The organism is Acinetobacter sp. SwsAc6 (assembly GCF_013391565.1).
In the GTDB taxonomy this organism is placed as follows: domain Bacteria; phylum Pseudomonadota; class Gammaproteobacteria; order Pseudomonadales; family Moraxellaceae; genus Acinetobacter; species Acinetobacter cumulans.
Window position 1 is genome coordinate 1 of sequence record NZ_JACAXE010000014.1, and the last position, 22,407, is coordinate 22,407.

The 22,407-nt window shown below is 40.2% G+C and carries 21 protein-coding genes and 1 pseudogene; 9 read left to right on the forward strand and 13 right to left on the reverse strand.

Annotated elements, in window-relative coordinates; all coding sequences use genetic code 11:
* Nucleotides 1-652: 652 nt before the first annotated feature.
* Entirely contained in the window at nucleotides 653-2,383 is a 1,731-nt protein-coding gene (dhaK, locus tag HYG93_RS10570; protein WP_106985774.1) for a dihydroxyacetone kinase subunit DhaK, read from the forward strand.
* Between the two features lie 104 nt (nucleotides 2,384-2,487).
* Here dhaK and HYG93_RS10575 read toward each other — a convergent pair whose 3' ends face one another.
* The 3 genes from HYG93_RS10575 to HYG93_RS10585 all read right to left on the reverse strand — a co-directional run bounded on the left by HYG93_RS10575 (nucleotide 2,488) and on the right by HYG93_RS10585 (nucleotide 6,453).
* On the reverse strand, nucleotides 2,488-4,602 hold the full coding sequence (locus HYG93_RS10575) for a nuclease-related domain-containing DEAD/DEAH box helicase (protein ID WP_106985775.1): 2,115 nt from the start codon (nucleotides 4,600-4,602) through the stop codon (nucleotides 2,488-2,490).
* 93 nt (nucleotides 4,603-4,695) lie between these two features.
* Complete coding sequence (locus HYG93_RS10580; protein WP_106985776.1) at nucleotides 4,696-5,139, reverse strand: hypothetical protein; 444 nt, start codon at nucleotides 5,137-5,139, stop codon at nucleotides 4,696-4,698.
* Between the two features lie 90 nt (nucleotides 5,140-5,229).
* Nucleotides 5,230-6,453 (reverse strand): MFS transporter, encoded by a 1,224-nt coding sequence (locus HYG93_RS10585; protein ID WP_106985777.1) that lies wholly within the window; start codon nucleotides 6,451-6,453, stop codon nucleotides 5,230-5,232.
* Between the two features lie 105 nt (nucleotides 6,454-6,558).
* On the opposite strand from HYG93_RS10585, the gene HYG93_RS10590 reads away from it, so the two are divergent.
* Nucleotides 6,559-7,341 (forward strand): helix-turn-helix domain-containing protein, encoded by a 783-nt coding sequence (locus tag HYG93_RS10590; protein WP_106985778.1) that lies wholly within the window; start codon nucleotides 6,559-6,561, stop codon nucleotides 7,339-7,341.
* Nucleotides 7,342-7,355: 14 nt separating this feature from the next.
* Here the strand turns inward: HYG93_RS10590 and def are convergent.
* Nucleotides 7,356-7,840, reverse strand: a pseudogene (gene def, locus HYG93_RS10595) (peptide deformylase).
* A 135-nt stretch (nucleotides 7,841-7,975) separates the two neighbouring features.
* On the opposite strand from def, the gene HYG93_RS10600 reads away from it, so the two are divergent.
* The 3 genes from HYG93_RS10600 (at nucleotide 7,976) to HYG93_RS10610 (ending at nucleotide 10,334) form a co-directional block, all read left to right on the forward strand.
* Entirely contained in the window at nucleotides 7,976-8,566 is a 591-nt protein-coding gene (locus tag HYG93_RS10600) for a DedA family protein (protein WP_120364560.1), read from the forward strand.
* 113 nt (nucleotides 8,567-8,679) lie between these two features.
* Nucleotides 8,680-8,883: an amino acid transport protein gene (locus HYG93_RS10605; protein WP_106985781.1), complete on the forward strand. Its 204-nt coding sequence runs from the start codon at nucleotides 8,680-8,682 to the stop codon at nucleotides 8,881-8,883.
* 161 nt (nucleotides 8,884-9,044) lie between these two features.
* Entirely contained in the window at nucleotides 9,045-10,334 is a 1,290-nt protein-coding gene (locus HYG93_RS10610) for an MFS transporter (RefSeq protein WP_117007649.1), read from the forward strand.
* A 217-nt stretch (nucleotides 10,335-10,551) separates the two neighbouring features.
* Here HYG93_RS10610 and HYG93_RS10615 read toward each other — a convergent pair whose 3' ends face one another.
* From HYG93_RS10615 to pnuC, 3 genes are all read right to left on the reverse strand, one after another.
* Nucleotides 10,552-11,043 (reverse strand): DUF2505 family protein, encoded by a 492-nt coding sequence (locus tag HYG93_RS10615; protein ID WP_106985035.1) that lies wholly within the window; start codon nucleotides 11,041-11,043, stop codon nucleotides 10,552-10,554.
* A 258-nt stretch (nucleotides 11,044-11,301) separates the two neighbouring features.
* Entirely contained in the window at nucleotides 11,302-11,601 is a 300-nt protein-coding gene (locus tag HYG93_RS10620) for a hypothetical protein (RefSeq protein ID WP_106985036.1), read from the reverse strand.
* Between the two features lie 22 nt (nucleotides 11,602-11,623).
* Nucleotides 11,624-12,202: a nicotinamide riboside transporter PnuC gene (gene pnuC, locus HYG93_RS10625; RefSeq protein ID WP_106985037.1), complete on the reverse strand. Its 579-nt coding sequence runs from the start codon at nucleotides 12,200-12,202 to the stop codon at nucleotides 11,624-11,626.
* 212 nt (nucleotides 12,203-12,414) lie between these two features.
* Between pnuC and HYG93_RS10630 the strand changes: the two genes are divergently transcribed.
* Nucleotides 12,415-13,305 carry an alpha/beta fold hydrolase gene (locus HYG93_RS10630; protein WP_106985038.1) on the forward strand — a complete coding sequence of 297 codons (891 nt, stop codon included), beginning with the start codon at nucleotides 12,415-12,417 and terminating at the stop codon, nucleotides 13,303-13,305.
* 89 nt (nucleotides 13,306-13,394) lie between these two features.
* On the opposite strand, the gene HYG93_RS10635 is transcribed toward HYG93_RS10630, so the two are convergent.
* Entirely contained in the window at nucleotides 13,395-13,871 is a 477-nt protein-coding gene (locus HYG93_RS10635; RefSeq protein ID WP_106985039.1) for a hypothetical protein, read from the reverse strand.
* 271 nt (nucleotides 13,872-14,142) lie between these two features.
* Between HYG93_RS10635 and HYG93_RS10640 the strand changes: the two genes are divergently transcribed.
* Nucleotides 14,143-14,589 carry a GNAT family N-acetyltransferase gene (locus tag HYG93_RS10640; RefSeq protein ID WP_120364559.1) on the forward strand — a complete coding sequence of 149 codons (447 nt, stop codon included), beginning with the start codon at nucleotides 14,143-14,145 and terminating at the stop codon, nucleotides 14,587-14,589.
* Nucleotides 14,590-14,605: 16 nt separating this feature from the next.
* Here the strand turns inward: HYG93_RS10640 and HYG93_RS10645 are convergent, their stop codons facing one another.
* From HYG93_RS10645 to HYG93_RS10665, 5 genes are all read right to left on the reverse strand, one after another.
* On the reverse strand, nucleotides 14,606-16,471 hold the full coding sequence (locus tag HYG93_RS10645) for a GGDEF domain-containing protein (RefSeq protein ID WP_228198772.1): 1,866 nt from the start codon (nucleotides 16,469-16,471) through the stop codon (nucleotides 14,606-14,608).
* A gap of 136 nt (nucleotides 16,472-16,607) precedes the next feature.
* Nucleotides 16,608-16,946 carry an FKBP-type peptidyl-prolyl cis-trans isomerase gene (locus HYG93_RS10650; protein ID WP_106985042.1) on the reverse strand — a complete coding sequence of 113 codons (339 nt, stop codon included), beginning with the start codon at nucleotides 16,944-16,946 and terminating at the stop codon, nucleotides 16,608-16,610.
* A 102-nt stretch (nucleotides 16,947-17,048) separates the two neighbouring features.
* On the reverse strand, nucleotides 17,049-17,672 hold the full coding sequence (locus tag HYG93_RS10655; protein ID WP_120364557.1) for an MgtC/SapB family protein: 624 nt from the start codon (nucleotides 17,670-17,672) through the stop codon (nucleotides 17,049-17,051).
* A 139-nt stretch (nucleotides 17,673-17,811) separates the two neighbouring features.
* Complete coding sequence (locus HYG93_RS10660; protein ID WP_120364556.1) at nucleotides 17,812-18,342, reverse strand: YaeQ family protein; 531 nt, start codon at nucleotides 18,340-18,342, stop codon at nucleotides 17,812-17,814.
* Between the two features lie 140 nt (nucleotides 18,343-18,482).
* A complete protein-coding gene (locus HYG93_RS10665; RefSeq protein WP_120364562.1) occupies nucleotides 18,483-19,493 on the reverse strand; it encodes a GTP-binding protein in 1,011 nt (336 codons plus the stop codon).
* Nucleotides 19,494-20,029: 536 nt separating this feature from the next.
* Here HYG93_RS10665 and HYG93_RS10670 point away from each other — a divergent pair.
* Both HYG93_RS10670 and HYG93_RS10675 read left to right on the forward strand, forming a co-directional pair.
* Nucleotides 20,030-20,245 carry a hypothetical protein gene (locus HYG93_RS10670; RefSeq protein ID WP_106985045.1) on the forward strand — a complete coding sequence of 72 codons (216 nt, stop codon included), beginning with the start codon at nucleotides 20,030-20,032 and terminating at the stop codon, nucleotides 20,243-20,245.
* Nucleotides 20,246-20,588: 343 nt separating this feature from the next.
* The gene (locus HYG93_RS10675) at nucleotides 20,589-22,196 is read left to right on the forward strand and encodes a bifunctional 3-(3-hydroxy-phenyl)propionate/3-hydroxycinnamic acid hydroxylase (RefSeq protein ID WP_178962464.1); all 1,608 of its coding nucleotides are present in this window, start codon (nucleotides 20,589-20,591) and stop codon (nucleotides 22,194-22,196) included.
* Nucleotides 22,197-22,407: the final 211 nt, after the last annotated feature.

Consider the following 22,407-nt stretch of genomic DNA (forward strand, 5'->3'; position numbering starts at 1 on the left):
AGCAAAAAATGGACAATGCCTATCCAAAATTGGAAATCTGCTATGAACCGCTTTAGTATCATGTTTGAAGAGCGTGTAACCAAGTATTTTTAAAACTGTATTTACACAGAATTATTTACACCCTCAATTTGGTTTGCAGACTCGTAATTCACCACATACCAACTCAAATGCCCAAGCAAGATCAGCAGCGCAAATACAAGTAAAAGTATGCCCTTATTAAAGTCTGGCCAGTAAATGAATACATCTTCTGTCTCAAATAAATGAAATTTCAAAGACTTAAAATATTCAATTATTTTATTTTTTATTCTTAGCATTGTGCCCATATATATTTATAAATCAAAAAATTTAATGGCTGTTCCAACTGATATCCTTTTGTTTAAATTTAAGGATTGCTTTTCTTTATAGCACCATTAGCCATGTTGATCTGCAAAACTTTAGGCCTCTTTTTAACAAATTATTTAAGCCCCTTTTAACGTTGCAATTTTTCCCTATCGCAAATGAGTAATCTTCATTTTTAGAAGGCCATTCAATTAAAGAACACAACCTTTAATCAAAAAATTGCGTTTTTACACTTTTATGTCAGCAAACATGATGTTTTTCGATAATAATAAACTTTTTACATTCTCCCCTATAAATATAGATTGGTACATCCATGAAAAAACTCATAAACAACCCTGAAAATCTGGTTGTTGAAATGTGCAAAGGCTTTGTTCTTGCGCATCCTGAACTTGCATTTACTGAGTCACACAAAATCATTTCACGTAAAGAAAAACACCACAACGTGGCATTGATCAGTGGCGGTGGTAGCGGTCACGAACCTGCACATGCAGGCTTTGTTGGTACAGGTATGCTCGATGCTGCCGTATGTGGTGACGTATTTGCATCACCTTCACAAATTCAAATCTACAAAGCACTGCAGCACGTCGCAACAGACAAAGGCGTGTTGATGATCATCAAAAACTATTCTGGCGATATGATGAATTTCCAAAATGGTGCAGCACTGGCAACTGATGATGGTATTAAAGTTGATTATGTGAAAGTGGCAGATGACATTGCCGTCAAAGACAGCCTATATACTGTGGGTCGTCGTGGTGTGGCTGGCACAGTATTTGTGCATAAAATTGCGGGCGCTGCAGCAGCTCAAGGTTATGAACTTTCACGTGTAAAAGAATTAGCACAAAAAGCTGCCGACAGCGTGACCAGTCTTGGCTTTGCATATACCTCTTGCACCGTTCCAGCCAAAGGTACACCAACATTTACATTGGCCGATGACGAAATGGAATACGGCGTTGGCATTCACGGTGAACCAGGTATTCGCCGCGAAAAAATCCTGCCATCTAAAAAATTAGCACAGCGTATTGTGGATGACCTGTTCCTTGACCGCCCAGACCTAAAAGAGGTAGCGGTACTGGTAAATGGTTTTGGCACTACACCATTACAAGAGCTGTATGTATTTAACCATGATGTCTGCCAACATCTTGCCAATAAAGGCATTAAAATTTACCGCACTTTCGTTGGTAACTACATGACCAGCATCGACATGAACGGTGCGTCTGTATCGCTTCTTGCACTAGATGATGAGCTAAAAACCTATTTAGATGCCGAAGCCAGCACACCTGCATTTAAAATGGATGGCTCTCCTGCGCTTCCGCTTGAGTTTTCTAACCAAAATGAAACTGCTGAACGCAGTATCAATACAGATGTAGAAACGCATCCAGAGCATGCCAAAATTTCTAATGAGCAGTTCACTATTGAAAATATGCGCTATGTAGTGGATGTTATGAGTGCATGTATCATTAAAAATGAAGTGCCATTTTGTGAATTAGACGCACATGCAGGTGACGGCGATTTCGGCATGAGCGTAGCTAAAGGCTTTAAACAGCTAAAACGTGAATGGCATCAGCTGGTACAAGCCGACCGCATGGATGAATTCCTACTCAACTGCTCAATGATTATTATGGAACATTGTGGTGGCGCGTCTGGCCCAATTTGGGGTTCAGCATTCCGTGCTGCAAGCAAAGCTATTAAAGGTAAAACCACGTTAAGTACCGCAGATTTTGCAGACATGCTACAAGCTGCGGTTAAAGGCATTCAAGTAACTGGCGAACGTTCATTTGGGCGTGGCGCAGTGGTCGGTGATAAAACCCTCATTGACGCCTTAGTGCCATGTGCAGATTCATGGTCTGCCCATACCGATAAATCGTTTAAAGAAAACTTTACATTAGGTGCAAAAGCGGCTGTTCAAGGCGCCGAAAAGACTAAAGAAATTGTAGCGCGTATGGGACGTGCAGGAACTGTGGGCGATCGCAGTCTTGGCTATCCAGATGCTGGCGCACATGGTTTAGGTGTAATCTTTACAGATATTGCTGAACATTTGAAATAATGGTTTGAATCTAAAAAAGCCCTAATTACTTTGCAGTTTTTAGGGCTTTTTATGGTTTGAAATATCATTATATTTCAGCAATGCGAGTCATGATCTTCAACCGCTTAATCAATCAAACGTAGTTTACGCAGTCTTGCACGAATCCCGCCAATTTTACGGTTATGGCGCAGTGCAATCTCCTTAATTGGTAGCTTTTCATCCATAAAAGCATCAATCAGGCGAACTTCTTCATCTTCTGTCCATTTTTGGCCAATCATTGAGTCTGTTTCGGTTTCTGGCTCAGCACTTTCTGCTTCATCTACCGCTTTTTCAATGCTGACCTGCACGGAACTTTCTTCTGGTTCTTGGGGTACTGCTGTTTGCTCATAAATTGCTTTTATATCAGCAAGAAAGCCTTTATTTTCACATCCTAAAATAAATAACTTATTCTGCGCACGAGTCATGCCCACATACGCCAGCTTACGCTCAGAATCTAAATCTCGATTCTCTCCCAGTCGTGGCATGTGGTCCAACCCAACAAAAAATACATGCGGAAACTCTAAACCCTTAGAAGATTCTACATTCATAATTTTGATGGTATTTTTATTCAAATCGAGTGCTTTCTTTTCTGCACTGTTGAAAATCAATTCAGCCTCAGCATCTGGAACATAACTTTCCAGTTTGGTTTTCAGCTCATGCACAAAAATATCGTATGCAGTCGATTTCGCCTGTAACACTGCAATATCTCTCGGCGCGATATCCGACTTCAGCAATTGTCGAATTTTACGGGCAATTAAATCAGCCAAATGGCGCACATCATTTTCATGATAAATACTTGGATATTCACCCGTTTTACACTCCCCTGTATCGGGGTCTAAAACACGGTCATATTCATCACTATTCTGTAAGCTCTCGAACTGCTTTGGATTTAAAAATGCTTTGGCAATATCTAAAATTTCTTTGGTATTACGGTAGCATTTATACAGTTCAACAGGTTTTTTGCCTTGTACCTGTAAGCCCACTGAACGCCAGCTGGGCTTTTTACGGTTAAAAATATTTTGCGCAGGGTCATAACAAAACAAAATGTTATTGCTTTCTGCTTTGACTAATTTTGACAGGCCAATAATCCACTCTTGTGCAAAGTCCTGCCCTTCATCAATCAAAATGGCATCATATTGTTCGGTTTCAGATAACCCGCTTTCCTCAAGATAATCCAATAAAATTTGACCGACACGACTGTTATAGTCAGTCTGTTTCTCATTTTTCAGCATCGACAGATTTGCACTGGTAATTTTCTTTACCACACTATGGAAGTTCAGTACTTCGATTTTGTCATTAAAATCATCACCAAACATTTGGCTGAGATGATTGCAAAGTGAATTGTTATAACACACCACTAAAATTTTATAGTCTGGATAAATCGTCTTTAAATATTTTGCGCGACAAGCTAAAACCAGTGTTTTACCGCTACCTGCCACACCTTTTAAAATGCGATGACCATCGCCAATATTTTTGGCAATAGATTCTTGTGATAAATCGAGTGCTTTTACGTCTTGTGGCTCTACGGCAAATAATTCATCTTGCTTAAATTCATTGACACGAATTTCAGGGAAAATCATATAGCGTAAAAATTTTTCCTCAGCATAAGCTAGGGCTTCAAATGGGAAGGCAACTTCTTTAAAAGCATGAATCAGTTTTTGTTTGAAAGTTTTATTCTCTGCAACTAAGCGTAAATCATCTTTATAAATGGTTTTATGTTCGGAGCTAATTGCAGGCAAACTCAAGCCAATTTCATTGGCTTCTTGCTGTTTCAGCTCGGTGTAAATAACACAGCTTGTGATTGGAAATTTAACATTGCCTTGATAAGGCCCATTTTGCTGTAAAAATATTGCGGTCTTTTTAAATTGATTCAGAATATTCAGCATGCATTTACGCACCTGCATTTCTGGGTTTTGTACGGAAACACTTTTGGCATTATTCTTATTATAAAAACGTCCCGTAAATGTTTCTGGGTTTAAGGTTTCAAATCTGTCTTTAGACCAGTCTTTAACTTCTATCACCAATAAGCCGTGCTTTGGTAACCAAACAATAAAATCCGTATAACGGTTGAGTGCTTTCGGTTCATGCCAAATAATGGCATTTTCATCCTTAAAAACATGCTCCAATAACTGATAGACTTTTCTTTCACCGCTACTGGCTGATCTTAATTGTTGAATACTTGGGGGAATCAGTTCAGCCACAGTGATTATTCTCTAAATCGTAATTAGTTGATTAATTAGAAAAATTATAATCAAAAATGTTAAATAGTCCACCACTTTTACTTTGAATATCAATTAATTATTCAAATTTATTGTGAATACATTCAAATGATGCATCATTTCTCGAATCATTACAAAGTAAGCCCATAGCTTAAAATCATGCCCTACTTTGTTCGTATAATATTCTAGTCGCTCCACCCACTCATTAAATGCATGTTCCAGCATATTTCGGTCTATGTGCTTTGCATCATTAAAAAACAGCGTGCTGATTTGTCGCATAGATTCATCAGCAGTTTGTGACTTCCGCTGTTTGCGAAAATCCAGCTTCAGCTGTTCCAGTAGTTCTTCAATCACATAGATCATATTTTCAATCGCCAAAGCATCGATACCGCCAAAACGCACACTTTGCGCAATGATAAAATTCAGACCTTTTGAAATTTCAATTATTTGCCCGTCTACTTCAAATTTCAGCTGTTCATCAGCCAGTGAAAATGCAATCTCTGCTTGCGAATCGCTCATGAGCATATTCTCCTAGCAATCTTCAATTCAAACCCAGCATTGACCTAATAAAAAGCGCCACCTGATTGATCCTATCAGACAGCGCGATGATTAGCCTACAGGCTTAATCTGCGTCTTTGGCAAAAAGAATGTTGCTAAACCCAGTAAAGGCAACAATGAACAAACACCAAACACCCATTCAATGCCATTCATATCTGCCAAATAACCCAAACCCGCAGCAGCAATACCACTTACACCAAACATTAAGCCAAACATTAATCCTGCAATCATGCCTACGCGACCAGGTACGGCTTCTTGCGCATAGACCACCATAGCAGCGAAAGCCGATGACATCACTAAACCCACGATAATAGACAGCACGGTCGTCCAAAATAAATTTGCATAGGGCATGATGAGTGCAAAAGGCGCCATGCCAATAAAAGACACCCAAATTACGGCTTTACGGCCAATTTTATCGCCAATCGGCCCGCCAGCAAATGTGCCCAAGGCAACGGCTGCCAAAAAAGCAAATAAATGTAGCTGGGCATTTTGCAAACTTAAGCCAAATTTATGCATTAGATAAAAGGTGAAATAGTTGCTGATGCTGGCGATATAGGTAAATTTGGCAAACATCAGCACGCAAATAGTTGCTAATGCAATAAACAGCTGTCTGCCTTGTAGCTTGCTTTGTACCTGCTGTGCTTTTGATGTGGCTTGGCTAAGGCTATGTTTAATATTCCAGCGACTCACAGCAAACAGTACCCAAATGGCCAACAAAGCAAAGACCACCAGCCATGCGACTGCATGCTGTCCAAAAGGGACGATAATCAACGCGGCCAATAGTGGGCCAATAGCAGAACCTGTGTTCCCACCAACCTGAAATGTAGATTGGGCTGTGCCAAAACGACCACCTGATGCCATACGCGCCACCCGCGATGCTTCAGGATGAAAAGTCGATGACCCTACCCCAATGAGGGCAGAAGCGATCAGCAGTACGGTAAAACTTGGGGAAAAAGCCAATAGCACAATACCACTGAACGTAACAACCATGCCCATTGGGAGCAAATAAGGCTTAGGATGCTTATCGGTATAGAGGCCAATCCATGGTTGCAATAATGAAGCTGTCAGTTGATAGACCAGTGAAATCAGACCGACTTCTGCAAAACTCAGTGAAAAGTTGACTTTCAGCATCGGGTAAATAGCAGGTAAAACCGCTTGTATTAAATCATTTAGCAGATGCGCTACCGCAACTGCACCCACAATTTTAATCACCATACCTTGTGGCTGCGTACTTGCTACGTCAGCATCATTCTTCACGGGTATTGAAGCGTTCATTGCCCGTTCACTCCATGTCTGTATTGATCGATTTTTGATTGTAAATTGTCACTCATAGCATTATCTTCCAATAATCATTGTATAAGTGACAAAAATGAGGCCTGCATGCATAGCTTGCTGATTGAAACTGAAATGTCGGAACTGGTCATTGGCTTATCTTCTGAGCATAGCTATCGGGAGATTACGCCACCACATCATCATTCGCGGGCACAATTTCTCTATGCATCTAGTGGCATGATTCAAGTGTATACGCCCAACCATGTTTGGATTGTACCGCCTATGTGTGCGCTGTGGATTCCTGCTGGGATCGAGCACAGTGTCATTTCACTTAGTCATGTCAAAATGAATACGGCGCTGGTCGATACAGCAGCCGCGGACCTGATGGGCCAAAATTGTTTTATTATTCGTGTAAGCAAACTACTGCATGAACTACTGATTCGCTTAAATGCGCTCGAAAGTATGCCACCATCTGAAGTGCTGAGTGCAGATGAGTTATCACGCTCGTTGCAAATTTTAATCTTCGATGAAATTCATAAAGCAAATCTGTTGCCTATTCAGATTCCTTGGCCACAAGACAAACGCCTGCTACAAATATGTAAAACCATGTTAGATACACCCGACCAACTGAAGGATTTAAGCACATGGGCCGATGATATTGGCACAAGTGCGCGTACCCTCATGCGTATGTTCCAAAAAGAAACGGGGCTTTCTTATCGGGCTTGGATTCAGCAAATGCATATCGCGCATGCGCTAAGTAAAATTTCAATCGGCGAATCTGTGGCACAAATCTCTAGGACACTTGGCTACAGTAACCCCAGTGCTTTTAGTGCCATGTTTAAACGGCATTTGGGACAAACACCACAGCAGTTTAGGCAAGGGGCTAAATAATGCCGAACATTATTTTAATCTGTTAAACGTTCAACAAAGAGCACGCCATTTAGGTGATCTACCTCGTGTTGTACTATACGTGCAGGAAAGCCTGAAAACTCTGTTTCGATCTGCTCGCCTTGTACGCTTCGATAACGCACACGAATTTGGGCAGCTCGTGCAACTTGACCACGCCTGTCTGGCACACTCAGACAGCCTTCTTCACCATCTAAGGTCTGTTCAGACTGAACACAATTTCAGGGTTAATCATCACAATTGCATCCATTTCAGGTGCATCGGGATAACGCACATTAGGACGTGAAGCCACGATAATAATTCGCTTAGAAATATACACTTGTGGTGCCGCAATACCGACACCATTGCGGTCCAGCATGGTTGCATGCATCGCCTGCGTTAGCACAGTTAACCACGGACAATTAAACTCAGCTTCACTCACTGCAACAGCCACTAAATTTAGAATAGCCTCACCTTGTTGTGCGACAGTTAATACCGTATTCATACAAGTTACTCCAAATATTAAAGGTCCATTTGTCAGGTATTTTATTTAATATAAATTATTTGATGCTTTTTCATTATGGCTTAAGCCTCGTAAGAGAGAATAAACCTGCTTTGGATTGAGATTAAGTAAATTATTATGTTTGACTGGTCTGCCTTATTGCAACATTACGGCTATTTAGCTGTATTTGTCGGTGCATTTTTTGAAGGCGAAACCGTATTAATGCTCGGTGCTTATGCAGTACATCAACACATTTTATCTTTTTGGCCTCTGGTGGGAATTGCCATGATTGGTGGCTTTTTAGGCGATCAACTGTATTATTTCATTGGTGCAAAATATGGCTACGGCTTTATTCAAACTCGCCCACGGCTCAATCAAAAATTTGAAAGTGCCAGCCAAATTATTGCGCGTTATCCCACAGTTGCCATTTTAATCATGCGTTTTTTATGGGGCTTAAGAACCATCATCCCCATGAGCTTTGGCATTATGCATTATCCAGCACTGCGCTATTTGGTGATCAATTTGATTGCCAGTTTTATCTGGGCCTTTGTGGTGGTGAGTGTCGGTTTACAGGTCAGTCATTGGCTTCATATTTTTTGGCACATGCTTCTGCCCCATCAACATAAAATTGTCATTATTGGCGCAGTCATCTTCTGTATTTTGTTGGTGCGTATTGTGTATGGCCGTTTCGCCAAAAGCACTGAGTCCTCAGAGACGCGCTCATCTTAATCAATTTAATCTCGCAATTGAGTCACCAAGATATAAAATACTGATACACATGCACTTAAGTTAATTTTCAGTTCCTGTTGCTATATATGTAATTTTACAGGGAGGAAGTTAGCGTGAACGCGACTATACTTTTATTGGGTGTGCTGTTTAGCTCCATAGGCTTCGGCTATTTTTTATATGGTAAAAAACAACAAAAATCGGTGCCCTTGATCTGCGGTATTGCTTTAATTATTTACCCTTATTTTATTGAAAACATCAGCATCATGTTGGCGCTTGGCCTTATTCTTTGTGTGATTCCTAAATTTATTCGTCTATAAACTTCATCTAAAGCATACTATTTTTTTAAATATTTACATGATAAGTAATACAAAATTATATAATTAAAAGTTATTAAACCACCAATAAAGTTTGATTATTCAAGCAAATATCCCTTATCTACAATCCAAAGATACTGACTTGTTTTACCTTGGATTTTCGCATGGAAGCTCATCCACGCCTAACTCGTGAAGACAAACGAACACTCGGCCTCTCCTCATTAGGTGGTGCGCTTGAGTTCTATGACTTCGTGATTTATGTTTTTTACGCCAAAATTATTTCTGAATTATTTTTCCCAAGTACACTCAGCCCATTTTGGGCCATGCTCAATACTTATGGCATTTTTGCAGCAGGTTACTTCTTCCGCCCACTGGGTGGCGTGGTCATGGCGCATTTTGGTGACTTAGTGGGCCGTAAACGCCTATTTAGCTTGTCTATTTTACTCATGGCTTTGCCTACCTTACTCATTGGTGTCATGCCAACCTTCGAAAGCATTGGTTATGCAGCGCCCTTATTACTCTTACTTATGCGTATGGTTCAAGGCATTGCAATTGGCGGTGAAATTCCAGCAGCTTGGACCTTTGTTTCTGAACATGTACCTGAAAAGAAAATTGGGATTGCCAATGGCCTGCTGACTGCGGGTTTATCCTTAGGCATTTTGTTAGGTGCTTTAATGTCACTGTTTATTTCGCTCAAATTTTCTGAAGCTGAAATTCACGACTGGGCATGGCGTATTCCCTTTATTGTTGGCGGTATTTTTGGTTTTGTAGCGCTGTATTTACGTAGTTACCTCAAAGAAACTCCTGTATTTAAAGCCATGCAAGAGAAAAAAGCACTGGCAAAAGAACTGCCTGTTAAACAGGTGCTGGCAAAGCATAAAACAGCTGTCGTAATTGGTATGTTGTTTACATGGTTCTTAACAGGCTGTGTCGTGGTCCTGATTTTGGCCATGCCCAACTTACTCAGCACAGGCTTTGGCTTTGAACGTGCCGATGCGTTTAAAATGCAAAGTGCGGCCATTATTATGCAAATGGCAGGTTGTATTGTTGCAGGCTTATTGGCAGATCGCTTAGGTGCGGGCAAAGTCATGCTATTTGGTTCTTTACTCGTCACTGTACTGGCTACTGTGTTTTACAACAGCTTAGGTCATGTTGCTCCATCGACTGTGTTTGTGTTGTATATGCTTTTGGGCTTTAGCTCAGGTACTGTCGGAATGGTGTCTTATAGCATGGTGAAAATGTTCCCTGCACAAATTCGTTTTACAGGCATTTCATTTTCATACAACTTGGCCTATGCCATTGCTGGAGGCATTACTTTGCCATTGGTACAGTGGTTAAGCGCGTTTAGCCCAATTGGTGCTTTGTACTATGTTTGGGTGGTATGCATGGTGGCATTCTTCACAGCCATGCTGTATCGCGCAAAATTTGAGAAAGCCAACTTTCGGCCGAGCTAATGGCGCGAGTTAAATTAAATCGTTAAACAATGATTATTAACAAAGTATGTGCTAAAAAAAGGCTGGGCAACACTTAAAACACCTCATCCTTGAAACTCAAAAAGAGCAGTTAAACTGCTCTTTTTTATATATGCATGATGCTTAACACGTGCATTCTGACCAAGCTTTTACATTATAAGACATGCACGATTAATCAGGTCTAGCGCTTAAGCTTTATTTATAAATGCTTGCGTAATTCGTCTTCAATAATTTCAATTTCGACTTGGCTAAAACGACGGATTTCGCTTTCAGCATGACGTTCTAACATCCCACCAATGAGTGGTACTTTAATATTCACATTCCAATCTAAATGAAATACCACATGAGTGTCATCGCCAGTCACACGGCGTTGGCAGTTGGCCTTAAGTGGAAGATTTGGCTTTAAAATCACTTCTGAGGTCATGGCCTCTAAATTACTCACATCCGTGCGATGTAAACGAAATGCATCTTTCAAAAATTTTTTCGCAGTGTCAGGAATTTTTACATCTAAGTTATAAGCACGCTTCAGCGTATAAATATCGCCCATTTTTTCTGATTCAATAATTTCAAGTTGCTCCCCTGGAATGCGCTTACACACAGCTTCGTGTAGTTCTGTTCGAGCAGCTAAACGTTTAAAATCTTGTAATGAAATGCCTTGAATTGAAGCTTGCACAGTAAATTGATGCGCCATGTTATACCCTTTTTATATTTCGTTTTATTGTTGTATTCATCACTGTAGCATTACAGTTTGATTTATAGCTTATGCTATTGAATAACTCATACTATTAAATAATTTAAATCGAGTCTTTACATTGACTATAGATCTACATTTTATCGGCAAACTGGCCTATCGTTGCAAACTTAACCATCATTTGAGCCAACCACCTAAATATGCCAATACTGCAACATACAATAAAAGTTGATACCGCTAAATCGCCTAGAGCCTAGTTCATACCAACTTTAGCGCATGCTTATGCCCAAATCGACCACACCACAACACACTGATCTGGGTGGCATAATCAATCTGCATATATTGTGCTAAATATTGAAGCTTCATACAGTAATGCTCTGCACCATCATCTAAACCAGATACAATCATTTGTGTGGCTTTAGGAAAGTCCTGCAACCACGGTATTGCATAAGCGTCGCTAAGCTGCGCAAAATTTAGAAATTGCTCAGGTGTTTGATAAATTTGCTCGGCCACGGCATCAAACTGCTTTTGTTGCTCAAGCTTGAAATCAATTAACATGTTCTTTCTCTACCATGTCATTTTATCCACTCGGCATGCTCTGTTGTTTGTGTTTCGCCTGCAACCATGTATACCAACCATAGGCCGCCAACAGCACAAAAACGGCATATAAACCCGCTGTTAACAGTAAATCTTTATAAATAAACATGCCGACATAAATAATGTCTACCACTACCCAAAGTACCCAAGTGGCAATATATTTTCGACTGGTCCAATAAGTTGCCAACAAACTAAAGGCTGCCAATTGCGCATCCAGCCACGGCACGGCCGCATCGGTGAGGAATTTTAAGCCAGCCCCAAACAGCACCCCAAACAATGCAGTCACTGCAACTTGTAACCAGAGCTGACCCTGTGGCAAAGGCTCAATACGAATTTCATGATCTGTGGCTTGACCTTGCTTCCACTGTAAAAAGCCATACACTGCCAATCCCATAAATAAGATTTGCAGAATGGTTTCACCATACAATTTATAATCAAAGAAAATAAAAGCATAAAGCACATAAGCCAATAAATTAAACGGCCAGCACAACATGTGGCGACATACCGTAAGTGCAACCGCAATACAACTCACCAGTACCGCAATAATTTCGAGCTCCGACATGCCTGTCGCCTACTTTATTTTAAAAGCGCTATTATGGAAAAAAATACAATAACTGCAATCCTCTTTCTGTTATGCACGCCTCTTTCTGCTCATGTGCTTTCTGAACGCGTACGTATACAACCATCATTTGACAATTCGAGCACACGAGTACAAAAATAGAACTTGAAAAGCCTATATGACCATTTAAAAACATAAAACGATAAGAGCCTTTTATGACCCAGCACACTCAGACCAATGAAGCGGTAAAACCTATTTATATCAGTACAGCAGATGGCTACAGTATTGCTGCACATTTATATACATGTAAACAGCCCAAGGCCAGTATTGTCGTGGCGAGTGCGACAGGTGTACCTCAAGGTTTTTATCGACGCTTTGCAACCCATGCCACAACACAGGGCTTTCAAGTACTCACCTTTGATTACCGTGGGATTGCGCAATCCGCACCTGCACAATTACAAAACTTTCGTATGTCTTATTTAGATTGGGGCCAACATGACTTAACTGCTGCAATCGATTATTTGGCACAGTCGGACTTACCCATTTATATGGTTGGACACTCTTATGGTGGACAAGCACTTGGACTCACCCGCAATCATGATCTAGTAAGAATGATGTACTGCTTTGGCACAGGCGCCGGCTGGCATGGTTATATGCCTTTCAAAACCAAAGTACAGGTGCAAGTAATTTGGAATATTATTTTCCCACCCTTTGTAGCTACACATGGTTATTTGCCATGGAGTAAATTTAATATGGGCGCTGATTTACCATTGGATGTTTATCGTCAATGGCGTCAGTGGTGCAAACACCCGAATTACTTTTTTGCAGATCCACAGCAACAACATTTGCATGCACAATATGCTCAAGTGAAAACCCCAATTTATGCAGTGGCAGCCTTAGATGATGACTGGGCCTTACCAGCATCACGACAAGCCTTTATGCAACACTATCGTCAGGCACCATTACATTATATCGATGTGCAAGCCAAAGATTTAGGCTTAAAAGCCATTGGTCACATGGGCTATTTCCGCCAAGGTGCAGAAAAGCTATGGGACGATATGCTCAATACATTTACTCAAGATCTATCTGTGCAAAAATCAGCTTAATGACGTGAGCATGCCGAACTCGTTTCAAAGGCCTTTGTACGTAGCACTGAGTACATGACATGAAAGATGATCTTTAGCCGAACTTGAGATCATTCTATGGGAGCTTTGGTAATTTCTCTTTTGTGCTCTGTTCCCAAACGGTCTACATGCGCATAAAACACACCATAGCGCCCCATATAATATTCCAAGGACTGCTCGTAAAAATTCCAGTAAATCGAGTATTCATCTAGATCTAAGGCACGAATTTGGGTTTTACAGGTCACAGGCATTTTGCGCAGAATCTCGGCCTGTAATGCTTTAGCTTCATCTAGAGTGCTCACTTCATAGTGCTGTTCACAAAACATGCTGGCAACATCATCAAACAATTGTTGCTCATATTCATCCACCACATGCGTAATGCTGTCGTTTTGTCCCGCGCTTTGTGCGCTAATATTGGCTAGTTTTTCTGGTGCTTGATAGCGCTTTAAACGCTCGACATAGCGTTGCTTTTTCACAATTTTCTTTATCACCATCCAAAGCACACTCAGGACAATAAGAACACAAATCCACAATAAAAAATTGAGCATTATTTTTCACCTGTAGAGCTACGCACTCATCTCATTATTATTCTTCTAGATGGCGCACGCAAATACCAACCATCCAGCCATATTCACACGCTGTGAAGTCACATATTCAAAACAAAGTCACCTTAAAAGCGCAACACAACTGTCATAAAACATAAAACTCAGGCACAAATGCTTCAGAAACGCATCACAATGCAACAGTTCTTGGCTTTTATGTTTAACCCTTTTCTTGTGAAATTAAAAATATTTTCAGATTGATCAATTAGAAAAAAATATGATACGCGAAGCAAGGATTGAAGATATACCGCATATATTAAAAATTATTCACGAAAGTATTCGCACCTGTATAGACGATCATCAACGTGATGAAAGTAGCATTCAGATTCTACTTGAAGAAATGAATCAAGCAAATTTAACCTTATGGATGCTCTATAACGACAGCTGGGTCTATGTAGATGAGTACCGCATTGCGGGCGTTATTATGGTGAATGATCAAGGAAACATTCTACTGAATTATGTTGCCCCTGAGATGCAACTTCGTGGCTTTGGCGAAGCCCTGTTACTCAAATTATTTGAAACTTGCCACACTAAAAATATTTCTCAATTGACCTTAGAAAGTACACAGACCGCATTGCCGTTTTACCAAAAATATGGCTTCGAACGCACTCAGCCTTCCAATAGTGATTCTATGTTATTGGTCAAACAAGTAAGCCCACTATAAATCTTTTACATTAGACTCAAGCTTGATGTGGACTCACCTTCAGTTGGTCTCGCCCTGCTTGTTTTGCAGCATACAATTGAACATCAGCGGCTTTCATTAACTCATGAATATTTGCATAAGGGTGCTCACGGTTTTTATACGCCACCCCTATGCTTAATGTGACATAGTCTTTGCCATCACTACGGTTAAGGTGTTCAAATTGTTGCTGACGGACTGCATCCAAAACTTGGAGTAAATATTGCTCTGCCACGGGAATTGGCACGTTATGCATCACAATTGCAAACTCTTCACCACCGTAACGTGCCAAAAATGCTGTTTCAGGCAAACTTTGCTTCAGAACTTTCACAAGGCTCTGTAAAATCACATCACCCTTAAGATGCCCATAATAGTCATTATAATTTTTGAAATAATCGACATCTAACATGGCAAAAATCAGGGTTTTGTCTGAATAAGTTGGCGTTTGATCAAATAGCTGTTGTATCTCATGATTTAACGCATAGCGGTTAAAAGCACCTGTTAATGCATCAGTTTTCACTTGTAATTCTAGCTTTGCATTTAAGTTATGCAACTCTTCAGTACGACTTTTCACTTTTTGGTCGAGTGAACTATTTAGCTCAAGTAAGCGGGTATTTAATTGCTCTGTGTGATAAGTATAAAACGCATAATTTCTCGATTGCTGAAACATAATTAATAAAGCATACAAACTGGTCGCCACAAAAGATAAGTACACCGAATCAATCACATTGGCCATGAGCAAGAAGTCATTTAAAAATGCACTACATAAGAAAATAACAGCCCACAGATTCCACACAGAATAGCTCTCTTTAAACTTCAGCGTCTGTGAAAATCCATAGATAAGATTAATAATTACCGGCAAACAAAAAATCGCACAATACATACCAAGCTGATTAAATTGCTCTGGCTCAAGTACACATACCGCGCCCATATTTATACTGAGAAGAACAACTGACATTCCATAAATATAACGGTGTAAATATTTACGCTTCAGCATATAGATATAGCTGAGAAAAAATAAAATCGCGATGTAGCTAAATAAATATTCTAGGCGTGCCCCTAGTTTCCAATCTATTGTGGTAAAAGCGGTATAAGCATACGGCGCTGTAAAAAGATTATGTAAGGCCAAAAATAAAATAAACAGACCGAAAACAAACTCTTTTTGGCTTTCACGTACCATTGGGCCACGAAACAATGAAAATAATAATGTAAATAAACTCACACCGAGCACTGCACCACATACAGCCGCTATACTCATTTGTTGTTGTTGAAACTGCCGATTAATATTGCGGGCTAAGCCAATTCGCAGTGGATTTTCTAAGCCCCCATGTAATTCAGATGTATTAGCGACCTGAATACTGAGCGTAAAATACGCATCATTCGCTACGAAATATGCAATTTTAGGCGCTTTTTCAACTTCAATTTTAGCCAAATCTGCATTCACTTCACCTGCACGAACCAGCAAGTCGCCATTTAAAAAAACCTTATAAGCGCCATATTGATGAGGAATTTTAATCGCAACACGGCGCCCTACAGCATGTTGAGGTAAGCGAAAATGCGCAATATAAGTGCCATAACCACGGTTAGAACCTAAGCCTTTTTCCAAGGCACTAGGAAGCGTTATAGGTTCTGCCCTCAGTACGGTATTGGGGTCACGTAATAAATGATTTGGATAAAATAACCAGTCACCACCTAAGGCAATGGTATTGTCAGTATTAAAATTAAGCGTGTGGACCTGATGCTTTGAATAATAAGACTCAGGCTCTGGTTCATACTGTGCAAACGCCACAGTCGATAGACACGCCAGCAACCAACCTAAAAATAACCAGGTTTTTAATTTGCACAGAAATTTTACAGCTATCGACACTAGTTTGAGCATCCAATTTATTTAGATATTTTGCACATCAAACTTAATGTACGTTTAAATTACTGAATCGACAAATATTTTTTAATTTTAGTGATAAACAGCAATTGCTGTTTATCACGATGTTCACTTTTCGCTATTAATCACGTGTTTTCACGTCAAACAATTCAATTTCAAAAATTAAGTTTGAATTCGCAGGAATAATTTTGCCCATTTTGCGCTCACCATAAGCCAAATGCGCAGGTACCAAAAGTTTACGTTTACCGCCCACTTTCATACCCATAATCCCTTGATCCCAACCTTTAATCACACGGCCAGTCCCAATGACAGTTTCAAAATAATTACCGCGGTCAATTGAAGAGTCAAACTTAGTACCATCTTCTAACCAGCCTGTATAATGCGTAGTAATTAACGCACCTTTTACAGCCTCTTTACCTTCACCAATTTTTAAATCAATAATTTCAAGTTCGTTTGACATGATTTTGCCTAATTACAGATATAACAAGATAAGGACATTATAACAGCTCATCAACGCGATATTGTCAAAGCGCGAATATGTCCTCATGTTGCGTCACTATCTTTAAAAACTTAACTCTAAAATATCGCGATCATCTAACAAATAATCGGTTAACTGCCGATGGTGCTGTGCAGAACCAATGAGCACCCATCTGCCCACAATTTTCTGTTCACTTTTATATTGTTCGTTACGAATCACTTGCATGCCATAGTGCTTAAATAGCTCTTCATATTTATCTAAGGTTTCTTGCTGATACATGCATACAATGCGGTATTTACGTGCCTGATGGCGCTGCTCTATCCACTCTTGTACATACATGAGTAACACCAGTACCACCAATACCACAAAAGTGGCAAATAAACTCAGCACCACATAACCTGCACCAACAGCCATTCCGAGCGCTGCGGTCATCCAAATGGTGGTGGCTGTTGTAATCCCTGAAATTCGGTTGTCATCTTTAAAAATCACCCCTGCGCCCAAAAAACCTAAGCCTGTTAAAATATTAGCGGCTAAACGATCTGGATTTTCTACCCCAATTTTCAGCGACAGCATAGTTAATAAGCACGCACTGAGGCTCACCATAATCATGGTTCTTAAGCCTGCAGATTTACTTCGATATTCGCGTTCTGCGCCAATGACTGCACCAATACCAAGTGCAATCAGCAAATGATAAATCTCATTTGGCATGCTGTGGCCTATTGTTGTTTTAACTCTCTTTGGTATACCCAGAAACAAAAGAAAGATGCAAGCCTAAACCGCATCTTTCTTCATGTGATTGGCCCTATTTGGAAACAAGTTGGCCGTATCAATAGGGTCAAAACCCAGCTTATTTTAATTGTTCCCACTCAATTACAGCTTGTGCTGAATCGCCAATTAAGGTCCATTCACCATCCATCACGTTGAGCTGTAACTGCATCGTACGTTCACAAAGCGCTTGAATTGCGTCTGTGGTTGCCGTTGAAAGTTGCCATACTTCAAGGTTTTTAAGTGTTTTTAGCTTGCTATTACGCTTAAACCACTCATCCACCGAACTACCATAAGCCACAACCGCGACTTGTTGGCAACGTGCACACGCTTTTTTCACTTTGTCTTCGTCTGGCAAGCCGACTTCAATCCACTTGATCAGCTGACCTGTGAGATCTTTTTCCCATAGCGCAGGTTCATCCGTTTCAAAGAGATCTTTGGTAAACTCTAAAGCTTCATCGGCATAACGTGCATAGGCCAAAATACGAACCATAAGACGTTCAATGGTTTCAGACGGATGCAGTGCCATGGTCAATTGAAAGTCACCATATTGGTGTACATCCATATTGGCTATGTTCAAGTCTGCCTTATAAATCGTAGCTTTAAGCGCCATACATTAAGTCCTCAAATTTGGCGCTTAGCATACTCGATTTCACCCGTCGAATGTGGCTTTGCTGATGATTAAACATCGCTTAAGGCTCATGATTGCCCCTGATTCGGCACAGGTTTAGCACGCGATTACTCACGAGCTGACTACTCTGCCTCTACAATACGACATTGCATTAAAGCATTTTCAAAAGCTAACCAATCACGCGCTTCGGTGGTGAGGTAAATAATCTCAATTCGATTATCAATGCCTTCTTCAACCGACTGATAATTAAATTGTGCAGGATTGAAGTTAAAGCTTTTCCAGCCTTCATCCGTAGCAAATATTCCTTTAATCCGCAGCCAATCTTGTTGTTCACACAAAAGGTCCAGCAGGTCCATAAAATGAAAATGCCAACCTTTAGGAAGCTTCCAACCTGCCACACTATAGTCAGCTCTCGTTTCTACATAGTGATAAGGCAATTGTTTAATCACTTGTTGAGCCAATTCAGGTTGCTGTTGTATGCGTTGCAATAAAGGCTGCATTTTTCGGGTACTGGCGGTGTATGCTAAATCGATCTGTGCAAGTGCTACTTGACCCTGCGGTGCATCCAACCATAGTTGTTGGTAAGGTTGATATTCCTGTTTTAAAAGATCCAAAGCTTGCTGGTCAGCATCCGTCATCTGGTCAACATGAGATAAAGCAACGATTTGCGCTGCTTTTAATTGATCTGCATATAAATTTTGCGTGCTCCACTCACGATCATGCAACCGAGAGGCATCTACCACTGTTACCAAAGCACGCATATTGAGATGACTTTGCCAATGCGGTTCAGTCAATTGCTCCAAAAGCTGTGCAGGATGGCCTAAACCTGTGGGTTCTATAAATAAACGGTCTGGTTTGTTTTCGCTTAATAAGCGCGATAAAGCAATTTGCATAGGCATTTGGCTACTACAACACAAACAGCCCCCTAATAGCTCTTTGACTGCATAGCCCTGATCTTGTGGAAGCAAGGCTTGATCTACCCCAATTTGGCCAAATTCATTCATGAGCACTGCCCACACTTCACCATTGGGCTTTTGGCTCAATACATGCTTAAGTAAAGTGGTTTTTCCTGCGCCCAAAAAACCAGAAATAATATGGACAGGAATCACTTTTGGCGTTGCGATAATTTTCAAAACTTCACCCAAGTCAGGTTTGCATCAAGACCTACTGCTTATAACGGCTTAGACTTGAGCTTGCAAGTGAAAAGCTTTGATCTCGCCTATCTCATCAACCAGAACCGAAGGTGAATACTAAAACGAATAAACCATGAGACAGCTCAATGCCACACCAGACAAGAAAAAAATAAATGTGACGTACTTATCATTATGTGTCGAAACTCTGTTTTTTCGAAACATCATCTTACACTTGGTTATGTGAATATTCTCATAAAACAAGCACTTTGACTGTTTGATGTAACCCAACTGTGAAGATAAATCGTCATTTCATGGCACATCAGAACATGAATAATTTACATTTGATTGTTTTCTAGGCGCCATATCAACAATTCCCCTACAAAGCGTATGGATATGTGACAAAAAGTAATCTCTAAACGTAACTTTTGTGAGTTGCATTGATCATCCTTAATTCAACTTTTAGCATGTCCTACATCCAAACGAATGGTGATGCATTGGTTTGAGAAAGATCAAATTAAATTTAAGGATGCCCTATCATGAAATTATCTCAAGTATTATTAGCTTCGCTTTTATCTGCAACAGCATTAACAACTTTTGCTGCAACAGAAGAACAAGCAACTCAACCTCAAACTGACAAAGTCGTTGTAAGCACACAAGAACAGCCTGCAACAACTGACACAACAACGACTGCAGCAGATGCATCTGCACCAGCATCTGAAGCTTCTGCAGAAACAGCTCCAGCAGCACAATAATTCTTTTTACTCCAGAAGAAGTTTTATTGCCATAAAGTTGATTGGGTTGAGGGACTGCTGAATCATCAACTCTATTCAACTTTAAAAGCGGAATAACCTTTACAGTTATTCCGCTTTTTTTGATCAAAAATGCCTATCAACCATAGAAAAAATGAATAGATAAATTAGCTAAATCTATACCATAAATTTAATTATATTATTTTATATCAAATACTTAAAAAAAAGACCCAATTGAATAAGGCATGAATAGCATACATAGTCTCTACTTATGCATAGCTTGTTTAGACCAAACACTTAGACCTTAATAGAGCTCAACGGATGTCAAATGATTGGATCTTTGCACATGAGCAATAAAGCAAATTACACTACTGAAGTCGCTATTTTGGGTGCAGGCCCAGTCGGCTTAACGATTGCAAACTACTTGAGCAAACAAGGTGTTCAAGTCACTGTAGTTGAGCAACTCGACAGTCTAATTGATTACCCACGTGCAATTGGTATTGATGATGAATCTTTACGTACCATTCAGTCATTGGGCTTAGTTGACCAAGTACTACCGCATACTACACCAAATCACGCAATGCGCTTCTTAACGCCTAAAGGCCGTTGCTTTGCTGATATTCAGCCATTAACACGTGAATTTGGTTTCTCTCGTCGTAATGCATTCATTCAGCCACAAGTGGATAATGTTTTACTACAAGGTTTAAAACAATACAAAACCACTGAAGTTCGCTTTGCCCATCATTTAACACACTTTAGCCAAAATGCGGATGGTGTGACTTTAAATGTGAAGAATAAAGACGGCGCTGAAGAAGTAATCACTGCAAAATATCTTATCGCATGTGATGGCGGTAACTCTATTGTACGCCGTACTTTAGGTGTTCCTTTTGAAGGTGAAACTGCACCAAACCAATGGATCGTTATTGATATTGAAAACGACCCATTAGCGACACCACATATTTATCTATGCTGTGACCCTGTTCGTCCATACGTATCGGCTGCATTACCACACGGTATCCGTCGTTTCGAATTCATGGTAATGCCAGGTGAAACTCAAGAAGAATTAAGCAAACCAGAAAATATTGCAAAATTATTGTCTAAAGTATTGCCAAATACAGATGGTATTGAAGTCATTCGTCAACGTGTTTATACACACAATGCACGTATTGCGGATAAATTCCGTGTAGACCGTATTTTACTTGCGGGTGATGCTGCGCACATCATGCCAGTATGGCAAGGTCAAGGCTATAACAGTGGTATGCGTGATGCCTTCAACTTGGCTTGGAAAGTCGCATTGGTTGTGAAAGGTAATGCAGGTCCTGAATTACTAGACACGTACCAAGTAGAACGTAAAGACCATGCAAAAGCGATGATCGACCTATCTGTTATGGCGGGTCATGTACTTGCGCCACCTAAAAAATGGCAAGGTTTTGTACGTGATGGTATTGCGTATGCATTAAATTACATCAAGCCAATCAAACAGTACTTACTCGAAATGCGTTTCAAACCAATGCCTAAATACAATGACGGTGCTTTGGTAACCAATAACAGTAAAGACAGCCCTGTAGGCAAAATGTTTATTCAACCACACGTAAAACTTGAAAATGGTGAAACCATTTTACTAGATGAAGTGATTGGTAATGATTTCGCGGTGATTGCTTGGGGTGTTGATCCTCAATGGGGTCTGTCAGAAGCAAATATGAAACAATGGCAAAAACTGGGTGTTAAATTTATCCAAGTGATTCCAGCGGTTCAATTGGGCAATGAAAACCGTAAGAAATTTGAAGGTGTGATTACAATCGGTGATATCGGTACAGATATTCGCACATGGTTCGGTAAAACTTCAGACTCTATCGTGATTTTACGTCCTGACCGTTTTGTGGCTGCCTTGGCTATTCCACAAAGCATGAATGCCGTGAGCGAACAATTATTCGCTAAGTTGCATGCAAAATAATGCACGGCATTGCTGATCCCCTTTTTTAGGGGATCACAGATAAAAAGGCCACGCTAATGCGTGGCCTTTTTTATGCATTCGCAAAAATTGCTCTTAGCAATCTCAGGTAGCTCGAGTTCTGCTCGTGAGTCTTTTTAATTCATAACAGTAATTCAAGACGTGAATACTTCTATATTTTTATAGATATGCATATCAGTCACAGCAAAGTTAT